Source organism: Mycobacterium shigaense, assembly GCF_002356315.1.
GTDB classification, from domain to species: domain Bacteria; phylum Actinomycetota; class Actinomycetes; order Mycobacteriales; family Mycobacteriaceae; genus Mycobacterium; species Mycobacterium shigaense.
This window is the reverse complement of the sequence record NZ_AP018164.1, coordinates 1,826,916-1,838,515: the sequence shown is the minus strand read 5'-3', so window position 1 is coordinate 1,838,515 and position 11,600 is coordinate 1,826,916. Positions and strand designations below refer to the sequence as shown.

The following is an 11,600-nucleotide window of genomic DNA, read 5'->3' as shown; positions in this document are numbered from 1 at the left end:
CGAAACCCGCAGGCGTGCTCGGCGAGCACGAGAAGCAGGATTGAGTGTCTGAATACGGCTACGGCCGTCGATCGAAGCGGCCGACCTGCCCCAGATCCGGAGAGCCCGGCAGCCACTACCGAAGACCGCCCGATGCAGACAGGGCTGCTTCCTTGGACTTATGCAGTGACACGCTGGAACGGAACGCACGGATCTGCGCGGACCGCACCGTTTGCTCGGGCCGAACCGGCCCAGAACGCTCTCATGCTACACGGGCGACCGCGCGGTGCCAGCACCCGCCCACGCCCGGCCCAGGTCAGCGACGCAGGCCGAGGCGCTCGATCAGCGAGCGGTACCGCTCGACGTCGATCTGGGAGATGTACTTGATCAGCCGGCGGCGGCGGCCCACCAGCAGCAGCAGTCCGCGCCGCGAGTGGTGGTCGTGCTTGTGCACCTTGAGGTGCTCAGTCAGGTCGGCGATCCGCTTGGTCAGCAGCGCGATCTGCGCCTCCGGGGACCCGGTGTCGGTGTCATGCAGGCCGTATTGGCCCAGAATCTCTTTTTTCTGCTCGGCTGTCAGCGCCACGAAATATCTCCATCAATCGGTCCGCGAAGGTTCGAAATTCGGGCACGGCCACCGCGAACCGCAGCACGCGCCGATGTCATCCGGCAGCTTAGCAGCGGTTTCACGACAGGCATAAACGGCGACGGCCGGGGCCCGTCCGCCGTCAGCCCGCCGACAACAGCGAACGCGTCCGGTCGGTGTCGTTGGCGATCGCGTCGACCAGCTCCTGCACCGAGTCGTATTTGTGCTGCCCGCGGATGCGCGCCACGAAGTCCAGCGCGACGTGCTGTCCGTACAGGTCGGCGGCGGTGTCCAGGACGAACGCCTCGACGGTGCGGGTGCGCCCGGAGAACGTCGGGTTGGTGCCGACGGACACGGCGGCCTGGTAGCGCTCACCCGGGACGACGGTGCCGGTTACCGGGCCGTGCCCGAGCACGGTGAACCAGGCGGCATACACGCCGTCGGCCGGGATGGCCGAATACATCGGCGGCGCCACGTTCGCGGTGGGAAAGCCCAGTTCCGCGCCGCGACCGTGGCCCCGGACCACGACGCCCTCGACGCGGTGCGGGCGGCCCAGCGCCTCGGTGGCCGCCACCATGTCGCCGGCGTCCACACAGGACCGGATATAGGTCGACGAGAACGTCACGTTCTGTTCGCTGTGGTGGTCGGCGAGCAGTGACATCGCCTCGACGGCGAAGCCGAACCGCTCCCCGGCTTTGCGCAGCGTCTCGACGTTGCCACCCGCCTTCTTGCCGAAGGTGAAGTTCTCCCCCACCACCACCTCCAGCACGTGCAGGTGCTCGACCAGCAGCTCGTGGACGTAACGCTCCGGGGTGAGCTTCATGAAGTCGGTGGTGAACGGCATGACCAGGAAGACGTCGATGCCGAGTTCCTCGACCAGCTCGGCCCGCCGTGTCAGCGTGGTCAGCTGCGCCGGATGACTACCGGGATAGACCACTTCCATGGGATGCGGGTCGAACGTCATCAGCACGGTCGGCACATTGCGGGCCCGGGCGGCCTTGACCGCGTGGGCAATCAACTCGGCATGACCGCGATGCACGCCGTCGAACACGCCGATGGTGAGTACACATCTGCCCCAGTCCGTGGGGATCTCGTCTTGGCCGCGCCACCGCTGCACGATCGCCAGCCTACGGCGCGACGCCGACCGCCGCGCGCACAAGATCCCGATTCGTCCGCCCGGCGCAGGCTCGCGCCGGTCAGGGCGCACGATCAAGCATGGGTTGCCTAAACTTTGTGGTTGTGAGGGCTGACGACGAGACCGGCGGTCTCACCGCGGTTGGCCAGGACTATTTGAAAGTCATCTGGAACGCCCAGGAGTGGTCGGTGGAGAAGGTCAGCACCAAGATGCTGGCCGACCGCATCGGGGTGTCGGCCAGCACCGCCTCGGAGTCGATCCGCAAGCTCGCCGAGCAGGGCCTGGTCGATCACGAGAAATACGGCGCGGTCAGCCTGACCGAGGCCGGGCGGCGAGCGGCGCTGGAGGTGGTGCGGCGGCACCGGCTGCTGGAGACCTTTCTGGTCAACGAGCTCGGCTACGGCTGGGACGAGGTGCACGACGAGGCCGAAGTGCTCGAGCATGCGGTGTCCGATCGCCTGGTGGACCGCATCGACGCCAAGCTCGGATTCCCGCAGCGCGACCCGCACGGCGACCCGATCCCGGCCTCCGACGGGCAGGTTCCCACCCCGCCGGCCCGCCAGCTCTGGGCGTGCCACGACGGCGAAACCGCGACGGTGGCCCGCATCTCCGACAAGGACCCGGAGATGCTGCGCTACTTCACCAGCGTCGGGATCAACCTGGACTCGCGGCTGCGCGTGCTGACCCGGCGCGAATTCGCCGGGATGATCTCGGTCGCGATCGCGTCGGCCGACGGCGCCGAGAGCAACGTCGAGCTGGGCAGCCCCGCCGCCCGGGCGATCTGGGTGACGCCCTGATCCGGCTCGCCGCGAAACCATCCGCCGAACGTGTTCCCACTGCGACATTTCGACTGATTTTTCGCGCTGAGTACACGTTCGCGCCGTGGATTAGGTGGTCAGCAGGCCCTTGGCTATGTGGGTGACCTGGACCTCGTTGCTGCCCGCGTAGATCATCAGCGACTTCGCGTCGCGGGCCAGCTGTTCCACCCGGTACTCGGCCATATACCCGTTGCCGCCGAACAACTGCACCGCCTCCATCGCGACCTCGGTGGCCGCCTCCGAGGAGTGCAGCTTGATGGCCGACGCCTCGGCCAGCGTCAGCGCCTTGCCGGCCTGCTGACGCTCGATGGTCTGAAAAACCATGTTCTGCACGTTCATTCGGGCGATTTCCATCTTCGCGAGCTTGAGCTGAATCAGCTGGAACTGCCCGATGTTCTTGCCCCACAACGTCCGCGTCTTCGCGTAATCCACGCAGAGCCGCTGGCATTCGTCGATGATGCCCAGTGCCATCATCGCGATCCCGATGCGCTCGGCGGCGAAGTTGTCCCGCGCGCTGTCGCGGCCGTCGCTCTGCTGCTCGCTCTCGCCGAGCAGCCGGTCCGGGCTCAGCCGCACGTTGTCGAAGAACAGCTCGCCGGTCGGCGAGGACATCATGCCCATCTTCTTGAACGGCTTGCCCTGAGTCAGGCCTTCCATCCCCGCGTCGAGGACGAACACCAGCACCGGGCGGTTGCGCTTGTCCACCTTGTCCTGGGCCGCGTCACCCTCGTCGAGCTTGGCGTAGACCACCAGCACGTCGGCGCAGGGCCCGTTGGTGATGAACGTCTTCTGCCCGTTGAGGATGTAGTCCTGCCCGTCGCGCTTGACGTAGGTCTTCATGCCACCGAACGCGTCCGATCCGGAGTCGGGCTCGGTAATCGCCCACGCCGCAATCTTTTCCAGCGTCATCAGCTCGGGCAACCAGCGTTCCTTCTGGGCCAGCGTGCCGCGGCTCATGATGGTCGCCGCGCCCAGGCCGAGGCTGACCGAGGCGGTGCTCAGCAGTCCGATGCTGACCCGGGCAATTTCGGACACCAGCACCGCGACCATTGACTGCTGGCCACCGAAGCCGCCGGAATCGTCTGCGCTGTCGCGCTTTTCGGCATTCGGTTCGCCGTTCTGCTTGGCGCGCTCACGGTCCAGCATCTTCTTGACCGACTCGGCGGCCATGGCGTCCAGGCCGAACTGGCTGAAGAACTTGCGCGCGATCGGATAGGGCGACAGCGCACCGGTTTCCAGCTCATCGAGGTGCGGACGGATTTCGGAGTCCACGAACCGACGAACGGCGTCCCGCATCATCAGGTCGGTCTCGGACCACTCGAACATGGCGTCCTTAGCGCTCGGCGCGCTGATACGCGGTGACCACGGCCGCCCCGCCCAGCCCGATGTTGTGCTGCAGTGCGGCGCTGACGTTGTCGACCTGACGCTTGTCGGCGGTACCCCGCAGCTGCCAGGTGAGTTCGGCGCACTGCGCGAGCCCGGTCGCGCCCAGCGGATGGCCCTTGGAGATCAGGCCGCCCGACGGGTTGACCACCCAGCGCCCGCCGTAGGTGGTGTCGTTGTTGTCGATCAGCTTGGGCGCCTCACCGGGACCGCACAGGCCGAGGGCTTCGTAGAGCAGCAGCTCGTTGGCCGAGAAGCAGTCGTGCAACTCGATCACTTGGAAGTCCTCCGGACCCAGGCCGGACTGGTCGTAAACCCGTTGCGCGGCTTGCACATTCATGTCATGACCGATGAGGTTCTTGGCGCTTCCGTCGAAGGTCGACGTGAAGTCGGTCGTCATCGCCTGGCCGACGATCTCGACGGCCTGCCCGGCCAGCCCGTGGCTGTCGACGAACGATTCGCTGGCCAGGATCGCCGCGCCCGACCCGTCCGAGGTCGGCGAGCACTGCAGCTTGGTCAGCGGGTCGGAGATCATCCGGGCCGCCAGGATGTCGTCGAGGGTGTAGGACTCCTGGAACTGCGCGAACGGGTTGTTGACCGAGTGCTGGTGGTTCTTGTAGCCGATCTTGGCGAAATGCTCGGCGGTGGTGCCGTATTGCTTCATGTGCTCGCGTCCGGCCGCGCCGAACATCCAGGGCGCGACGGGCATCGCGAACTCGTCGATCGCGGCCATCGCCTTGACGTGCCTACCCATCGGCGATTCGCGGTCCTGCGCGCCGCCACCCAGCGAGCCGGGCTGCATCTTCTCGAAGCCGAGCGCGATCGCGCAGTCGACGATGCCGCCGCGGATGGCCTGGGCCGCCAGGAACAGCGCCGTCGAGCCGGTCGAGCAGTTGTTGTTGACGTTGACGATCGGAATCCCGGTCATGCCGAGCTCGTAGAGCGCGCGCTGGCCCGACGTGGAGTCACCCGAGCAGTAGCCGACGTAGCCCTGCTGCACCTGGCGATAGTCGATGCCGGCGTCGGCCAGCGCGTTGGTGCCGGATTCCCGGGCCATGTCCGGGTAGTCCCAGCCTTCCCGGCGACCCGGCTTCTCGAACTTCGTCATCCCGACACCGACGACGTAAACCTTGCTGGACAACGTTGTCCCCTTCCGGACCGTGGGTTTCTTGACACCCGTCTAGTCGGCAGCTTAGCCGTGCGGATCCGGTGGCTGAACCCCTGCCCGCTACGTACCCTCGAATCATGCAGGCCGCCGTTACCCCCGAAGCCGCCAAGGCCGTCGCCGAAATGGCGCAGCGTCACGGTCTGTCCGAGCAGGCGGTGCTGGCCATGCTGTTCGCCCTGCGGGCCGGGGGCGGGACCATGGCCCAATTCGACATCCCCGAACTGGGCGGCTCCGGCCAATGGATGCGCGGCGGGATGACGATGGTGGGCAACATGTTCGACCATGCACTCAAGGCGCGCGTCGACGCGCTGTGCAACGAATTGATCCAGCTGTTGACCACCTCCACGGTGTTTCCCGCCGCGGCTACTCAATCGCAGTCGGGATTCGCGTCGGCCGGCTGGTGGCCGGCCGATCTCGGAGTTCCCAGCTCCGCCGGAGGGCAGAACGACGTGCGCTACGCCTTCTTTCCGGGCACCCGCCGGTTGGCCATCCAAATCGGGGGGCTGACAAGGGTCTTCGACACCGGCGAGCACCGCATCGGCGGCGTGCAACAGCAGCAGGGCGGTGGCATCAGCTCGGTGAGCTTCACCAGCCAGCTCGGGACGTTCGGCGTGCTGAACCTGAACGAGCTCGGCGCCGAGCAGGTGGCGCAGCCCCCCGCGGCTGCGCCCGCTCCGGCACATACCCCCGCCGCCCCGCCGCAAGCCGCCCCGCCGCAGACCGCCCCGCAGGCCGGCGGCTCCGGAGATGCCCAGGCCATCGTCGCGGCCATCGAATCGCTGGCCGGGTTGCACCAGCGCGGCATCCTTTCCGACGAGGAGTACGCCACCAAGAAGGCCGAACTGCTCGGCAGGCTCTGACGCCCTACAGCGTCGCGGGGCGGATCACGACGACCGACTTCGTCCGCGAGCCCTCGTCGCGCAGCAGCGCGATCACCCGGCCGCCGGCGCCGGCGGCGGCGTAGACGCCGTCGATGCCGGCCGGCGACAGGGGCCGGCCGTGGCTGACCGCCTCGGCCTCCTCGGCGGCGAGGTCGCGGCGCGGGAACACCAGCAGGCAGGCCTCGTCGAGGGTGTGGCTCAGCCGGGGTCGCTCGGCCAGCTCGTCGAGAGAGCACGCCTCGTCGAGCCCGAAGCAGCCGACCCGGGTACGCCGCAGCGACGTCAGGTGCCCGCCGACGCCCAGCGCGGACCCGAGGTCGCGGGCCAGCGCGCGGATGTAGGTTCCCGACGAGCAGTCGACGTCGACGTCCAGATCGACGACGCCGGAACCCCGCCGTGTCGCCGACACGTCGAACCGGTCGATGCGGACCGGGCGCGCCGTGAGCTCGACGGCCCGGCCCTCGCGGGCCAGTTCATACGCGCGCCGTCCGCCGACCTTGATCGCGCTGACCGCCGACGGCACCTGCTCGATCTCGCCGCGCAACCCCACGACCGCGGCGCCGATCGCCTCGTCGGTCAGGTGGACGGCCGAAATGATTTGCAGCAGTTCGCCTTCCGCGTCCTCGGTGGACGTCGTCTGGCCCAGCCGGATGGTGGCGGCATACGACTTGTCCGACGCCGTCAGCAGGCCGAGAATCTTGGTGGCGCGGTCGATCCCGATCACCAGCACGCCGGTGGCCATCGGGTCCAGCGTGCCCGCATGCCCCACCCGCCGGGTGGAGAAGATCCGGCGGCAGCGCCCCACCACGTCGTGGCTGGTCATCCCGCCCGGCTTGTCGACGATGACCAATCCTGCACCAGGCGGTGCCCGATGCTGGCTGTCGGTCATAACACGATGGCAGCCAACACGAGCCCGCGATCCACCGACCAGCGGCCGTGCAACGCCGTCAGCGGGGGGCCCGACAGCGCCTCGGGGTCGATCAGGATCCGGGAGACGAACCCGCCCGCCGATCCGGAGCCATCGGCCACGAAGGTGATGTGGGCGTCCTCGAAGCCCAGCCACCTCTTGGTCAGCGGGAACCATGCCTTGTACGTTGCTTCCTTGGCACAGAACAGGATTCGGTCCCAATGCAGACCCGCCGGCATGGCGCCCGGGATCTCGCCGCGCTCGGCAGGCAGGCTGATCGCATCCAGCACGCCGTCGGGCAACACGTCGTGCGGTTCGGCGTCGATGCCCACCGAGCGCACCGAGCCGCTGCGTCCGACCACCGCGCCGCGATAGCCCGTGCAGTGCGTCAGGCTGCCCACCACGCCGTCGGGCCAGCACGGTTCTCCCTTGTCGCCCTTGAGGATCGGCACCGGCGGCACGCCCAGCTGGCCCAGCGCGATCCGGGCGCAGTGCCGCACCGTGATGAACTCGTTGCGGCGCTTGGCGACCGACTTGGTGATCAGCGCCTCTTCTTCGGGCAGCGGGGCCAGGCCGGGCGGGTCGGAGTAGGTCTCCGCGTACGCCAGGGCATCGGTCGACGGCAGCACCGACGAGACCAGCAGCTGTGCCGTCATCGGGATTGCCGCTGCTGCAATCGTTCCCGGAACTTGGCGGACTGGTCCCGCATCTCCTGGGTGATGGTGAAGTGGCCGCCGAATTCGTTGAGATAGCCGGGCTCGTATTGCGGGTCGGGCAGCACCTGGCGCAGCCAGCTGTGCGGTTTGCGGCGTCGCCACTCCCGCGGGTAACCCACCGACACTTCTTCGAAGCGCACGTCGTCGTACCAGGTGGTGCGGGGAATGTGCAAGTGGCCGTAGACCGAGCAGACGGCGTTGTAGCGGGTGTGCCAGTCGGCGGTCTGGGTGGTCCCGCACCACAGCGAGAACTCCGGGTAGTACAGCGCGTCGCACGGCTCGCGCACCATCGGGAAGTGATTCACCAAAACCGTCGGCGTCATCCAGTCCAGCTGTTCGAGCCGCGTGCGGGTTACCGCGAGCCGGTCGCGGCACCAGGCATCCCGGGTGGCGTACGGCTCGCAGGACAGCAGGAATTCGTCGGTGGCCACCACGTTGGCCTCCCTCGCGATGGCCAGTCCCTGGGCTTTGCTGGTCGCCCCCTTCGGCAAGAAGCTGTAGTCGTAGAGCAAAAACATCGGCACGATGGTGGCCGGGCCACCGCGTTCGGTCCACACCGGATACGGATGCTCGGGGGTGACCACGCCCATCTCGTCGCAGATGTTGACCAGGTAGTCGTAGCGGGCCTTGCCGAAAACCTGCATCGGGTCGCGGTTGGTGGTCCACAGCTCGTGGTTGCCGGGCACCCAGATGACCTTGGCGAACCGGCGTCGGAGCAGGTCGAGCGCCCAACGGATCTCGTCGGTGCGCTCGGCGACGTCGCCGGCGACGATCAGCCAGTCATCCGGCGACGCCGGGTGCAGCGACTCGGTGATCGGCTTGTTGCCCAGGTGTCCGGTGTGCAGGTCGGAGACCGCCCACAGTGTCGGCTGCGCGCCGTTTGTCGAGCCCTGGCCCGGTTCTTGCAAATCCACGAGTAACCAGCCTAACGACCCGGCGGGACCACTCGGGCCCGGCGGGGCGCTTGCTTGCGGGATTAGAACGTGTTCTCGTTTCCCTGTGACCCAGCTGACGCGACTTGTACACTCCCGGCAAGGAACCGCCGCGACGTCAGGGGGTGTCGTGTTCCGCAGGATGCGTTTGGTCGGCGCGGTTGCCGCGCTGATCACCGCCGTGGTCGTGGGCTGGCACAGCGCCCCGCCCGCGCCGACGCCGGCCGAGACCGTCGAGCTGCGATCGACCGCGGCACCGATGGAGACCACGATGAAGAGCCCGATCGTGGCGACCACCGACCCCAGTCCGTTCGATCCGTGCAAGGACATCCCGATCGACGCCCTGCAACGCCTCGGGCTGGCCTTCACCCCGCCCGAATACGAGGACGGGCTGCGCTGCCACCTGGACGCGGGCAACTACCAGATGGCCGTCGAGCCCATCATCTGGCGCCCCTACGAAAAGTCGCTGCCGCCGGACGCTCTCGAGACCACGATCGGTGGCCACCGCGCCGCCACCTACTGGGTGGTCAAGCCGACCTACCACAACAGCTACTGGTTCTTCTCCTGCATGGTGGCGTTCAAGACCAGCTACGGCGTGCTGCAGCAGGCGCTGTACTACTCGGCGGTGTACTCCAACCCCGAGGTCGACTGCCCGTCCACCAACCTGCAGCGGGCCAACGACCTGATCCCGTACTACAAGTTCTAGGCCCGGCGGTGCGCCGGAAGCGCCCGGCGGCCGCGCCCTAACCTGGTGGTCGTGAGTACGACAGACACCCGCCCCGCGCCGCCGCGCGCGCTGCGGCACGTCGGCGACCGCGCGCTGAGCCGGCTGCTGGGGCTGCCGCGGCCGACCACGGGCTACACCGTCGACCGGGTCCGGGTCCCCATGCGCGACGGCGTGCAACTGGTGGCCGATCACTACGCGCCGGCGACCGCCGAGCCCGCCGGCACCCTACTGGTACGCGGTCCGTACGGGCGGGCGTTTCCGTTCTCGATCGTCTTCGCCAGGCTGTATGCGGCGCGCGGCTATCACGTCGTGCTACAGAGCGTGCGCGGCACGTTCGGCTCCGGCGGCGTGCTCGAACCGATGGTCAACGAGGCCGCCGACGGCGCCGACACCGTGGCCTGGCTGCGCGAACAGCCTTGGTTCACCGGGCAATTCGCCACCGTCGGGCTGTCGTATCTGGGCTACACCCAATGGGCGCTGTTGGTCGACCCACCGCCGGAGCTGGCCGCGTCCGTCATCACCGTCGGCCCGCACGACTTCGAGGCCGCGGTGTGGAGCACCGGCTCGTTCACGACCGAGTTCCTGGGCTGGAGCGACATGGTGTCCCACCAGGAGGACCCGGTACGGCTCCGGACCGCGATCCGCCAACTGCTGGCTCCCCGCCGGGTGGGCGCCGCGGCCGCCGGGGTGCCGTTCGGCGAGTCGGCGCGGGCGTTGCTCGGCGCCGGGGCGCCCTGGTTCGAGACGTGGGCGACCTCCCCCGACCCGGGCGACCCGTTCTGGGCCTCGGTGCAGTGCGGCGCCGCGCTCGATCGCGTGCAGGTGCCGGTGCTGCTGATCGGCGGCTGGCAGGACATCTTTGCGGGGCAGACGCTGCAGCAGTACGCGCATCTGCGCCGCCGCGGCGTCGACGTCGCCCTGACGATGGGCCCGTGGACCCACACCCAGGTGCTGAGCAAGGGACTGGGCACGATCACGCGCGACACCCTGGACTGGCTGGGCGCCCACCTGGGCGGGGCGGAGCTGCGACGCCCGAATCGGGTCCGGGTGTATGTGACCGGGCAGGGCTGGCGCAGCGTGCCCGACTGGCCGCCCGCCACCACCAACCGCGCGCTGTACCTGCGGCCCGGCGGGTATCTGGACGAGATTGCGCCGACCGACCTCACCAAGGTCGGCCCGGCGACCTTCCGCTACGACCCGGCCGACCCGACGCCGACCACCGGCGGTCCCCTGCTGTCGGGCGGCGGTTACCAAGACGACACCGCACTCGCGCAGCGCGACGACGTGCTGGCGTTCACCAGCGCAACCCTCACCCGGGACGTCTGCGTGTACGGCAACCCCGTCGTCGAGCTCACCCACAGCACGGACAACCCGCACGCCGACCTGTTCGTGCGGGTCAGCGAGGTCGACGCGAAAGGCCGGTCCCGAAACGTCAGCGACGGTTACCGGCGCCTGACCCTCGCGCCGAAGTCGCGCAAACCCGTCAGCCTCGAACTCGACGGCATGGCACATCGGTTCACGGCCGGCTCCCGCATCCGGCTGCTCATCTCCGGCAGCTGGTTTCCCCGCTATGCGCGCAACCCGGGCACCGGCGAACCCCTGCTGACCGGCCGCGAGCTGAGGCCGGCCACCCACACCGTGCGCTACGGACGCTCCCGGCTACTGCTGCCGGTCGGGGCGCGGGACCTGTCAGCCGACGGCGGCGCGGACCCGGGCGGCGACCAAGGTTAGCGCGGCGTCGTCGTGAATCGGCGTGCCCAGCGCTGGCCGCACCGGCAGCTGAACCCAGCTGGTGCAGCCGGCGTAGTCGGGTGTGCGTTCGATGCGCACCGGCTCTAGCAGCGGGGTCACCGACACCACCAGCACGGCCAGCTTGTGTCTGGGCCGGAAGTCGAGCCGGTCGGCGCGCACCGAGTCGCCGGTCCAGATGTGCAGGTCCTCGATCGCCTCGAGGCCGTCCGTTCGCTCAACGGGAAGTGCGGCAACAACTTTCGCGGCGGCCCGGATGGTCAGCTGATCCTCGGTGCTGTCCGCCGCGGCGGCGGGCAACAGGTCGCGGTGCTCGGGCCGCACCCGCTCGGCGTGGCTGTGCGCGATCGTCGGGAACAGCAAGAACTCGCTCGCGGCCACCTCAAAGCGCTTCTCCCCGATGCCGCCCTTACGCAGCAGCACCAGCTGCCGGCCGTCCAGCAGTGCGTGCACGGCTGCGCTCCACTCCTTGAGCGCGGCAACCGTTGCGGTGACCGTCATTTCGCGCCGGCCAGGCGGGCCACGACCTCGGGCCGGCGCAGCGGCGGGAGCGTCTTGGGCGGCTGGCGGCGCGGTGGCAGCGCGCGCAGCTCGGTGATGCTCGGGCACATGGCTACCA

Annotated in this window: 12 protein-coding genes and 1 pseudogene; 4 read left to right on the top strand and 9 right to left on the bottom strand. The window is 68.8% G+C overall.

The window, feature by feature from the left end; translation table 11 throughout:
• Window positions 1-295: 295 nt before the first annotated feature.
• Both rpsO and MSG_RS08620 read right to left on the bottom strand, forming a co-directional pair.
• Window positions 296-565, bottom strand: coding sequence for a 30S ribosomal protein S15 (gene rpsO / locus MSG_RS08625; RefSeq protein ID WP_096438806.1), 270 nt, complete (start codon window positions 563-565; stop codon window positions 296-298).
• Window positions 566-707: 142 nt separating this feature from the next.
• Window positions 708-1,682 carry a bifunctional riboflavin kinase/FAD synthetase gene (locus MSG_RS08620; protein WP_096438804.1) on the bottom strand — a complete coding sequence of 325 codons (975 nt, stop codon included), beginning with the start codon at window positions 1,680-1,682 and terminating at the stop codon, window positions 708-710.
• 122 nt (window positions 1,683-1,804) lie between these two features.
• On the opposite strand from MSG_RS08620, the gene mntR reads away from it, so the two are divergent.
• On the top strand, window positions 1,805-2,497 hold the full coding sequence (gene mntR, locus MSG_RS08615; protein ID WP_096438802.1) for a manganese-binding transcriptional regulator MntR: 693 nt from the start codon (window positions 1,805-1,807) through the stop codon (window positions 2,495-2,497).
• A 90-nt stretch (window positions 2,498-2,587) separates the two neighbouring features.
• Here mntR and MSG_RS08610 read toward each other — a convergent pair whose 3' ends face one another.
• The gene (locus MSG_RS08610) at window positions 2,588-3,844 is read right to left on the bottom strand and encodes an acyl-CoA dehydrogenase family protein (RefSeq protein WP_096438800.1); all 1,257 of its coding nucleotides are present in this window, start codon (window positions 3,842-3,844) and stop codon (window positions 2,588-2,590) included.
• Between the two features lie 7 nt (window positions 3,845-3,851).
• Window positions 3,852-5,042, bottom strand: a complete 1,191-nt coding sequence (locus tag MSG_RS08605; RefSeq protein ID WP_096438798.1) for a lipid-transfer protein — start codon at window positions 5,040-5,042, stop codon at window positions 3,852-3,854.
• Window positions 5,043-5,146: 104 nt separating this feature from the next.
• Between MSG_RS08605 and MSG_RS08600 the strand changes: the two genes are divergently transcribed.
• On the top strand, window positions 5,147-5,929 hold the full coding sequence (locus MSG_RS08600; RefSeq protein WP_096438796.1) for an SHOCT domain-containing protein: 783 nt from the start codon (window positions 5,147-5,149) through the stop codon (window positions 5,927-5,929).
• A gap of 4 nt (window positions 5,930-5,933) precedes the next feature.
• On the opposite strand, the gene truB is transcribed toward MSG_RS08600, so the two are convergent.
• From truB to MSG_RS08585, 3 genes are read right to left on the bottom strand one after another with little or no spacing between them, the layout of a single operon-like run.
• Window positions 5,934-6,839: a tRNA pseudouridine(55) synthase TruB gene (gene truB, locus MSG_RS08595; RefSeq protein ID WP_096438794.1), complete on the bottom strand. Its 906-nt coding sequence runs from the start codon at window positions 6,837-6,839 to the stop codon at window positions 5,934-5,936.
• Entirely contained in the window at window positions 6,836-7,513 is a 678-nt protein-coding gene (pptT, locus tag MSG_RS08590) for a 4'-phosphopantetheinyl transferase PptT (RefSeq protein WP_096438792.1), read from the bottom strand. Before pptT ends, truB begins: the two co-directional genes overlap by 4 nt.
• Window positions 7,510-8,481 carry a metallophosphoesterase family protein gene (locus MSG_RS08585; RefSeq protein ID WP_096444238.1) on the bottom strand — a complete coding sequence of 324 codons (972 nt, stop codon included), beginning with the start codon at window positions 8,479-8,481 and terminating at the stop codon, window positions 7,510-7,512. The genes pptT and MSG_RS08585 overlap by 4 nt, the downstream gene beginning before the upstream one ends.
• A gap of 154 nt (window positions 8,482-8,635) precedes the next feature.
• On the opposite strand from MSG_RS08585, the gene MSG_RS08580 reads away from it, so the two are divergent.
• Together MSG_RS08580 and MSG_RS08575 are read left to right on the top strand one after the other, a co-directional pair.
• Window positions 8,636-9,211: a DUF3558 domain-containing protein gene (locus MSG_RS08580; protein WP_105886868.1), complete on the top strand. Its 576-nt coding sequence runs from the start codon at window positions 8,636-8,638 to the stop codon at window positions 9,209-9,211.
• Window positions 9,212-9,262: 51 nt separating this feature from the next.
• Window positions 9,263-10,963, top strand: a complete 1,701-nt coding sequence (locus MSG_RS08575) for a CocE/NonD family hydrolase (RefSeq protein WP_096444236.1) — start codon at window positions 9,263-9,265, stop codon at window positions 10,961-10,963.
• Here MSG_RS08575 and MSG_RS08570 read toward each other — a convergent pair.
• A complete protein-coding gene (locus MSG_RS08570; protein ID WP_096438788.1) occupies window positions 10,922-11,482 on the bottom strand; it encodes a DUF1802 family protein in 561 nt (186 codons plus the stop codon). The two genes, MSG_RS08575 and MSG_RS08570, sit on opposite strands and share 42 nt — an antisense overlap.
• Window positions 11,479-11,571 (bottom strand): annotated as a pseudogene (locus tag MSG_RS08565) (DUF2277 domain-containing protein); the annotation flags it as partial. The pseudogene MSG_RS08565 and the gene MSG_RS08570, both read right to left, overlap by 4 nt.
• Window positions 11,572-11,600: the final 29 nt, after the last annotated feature.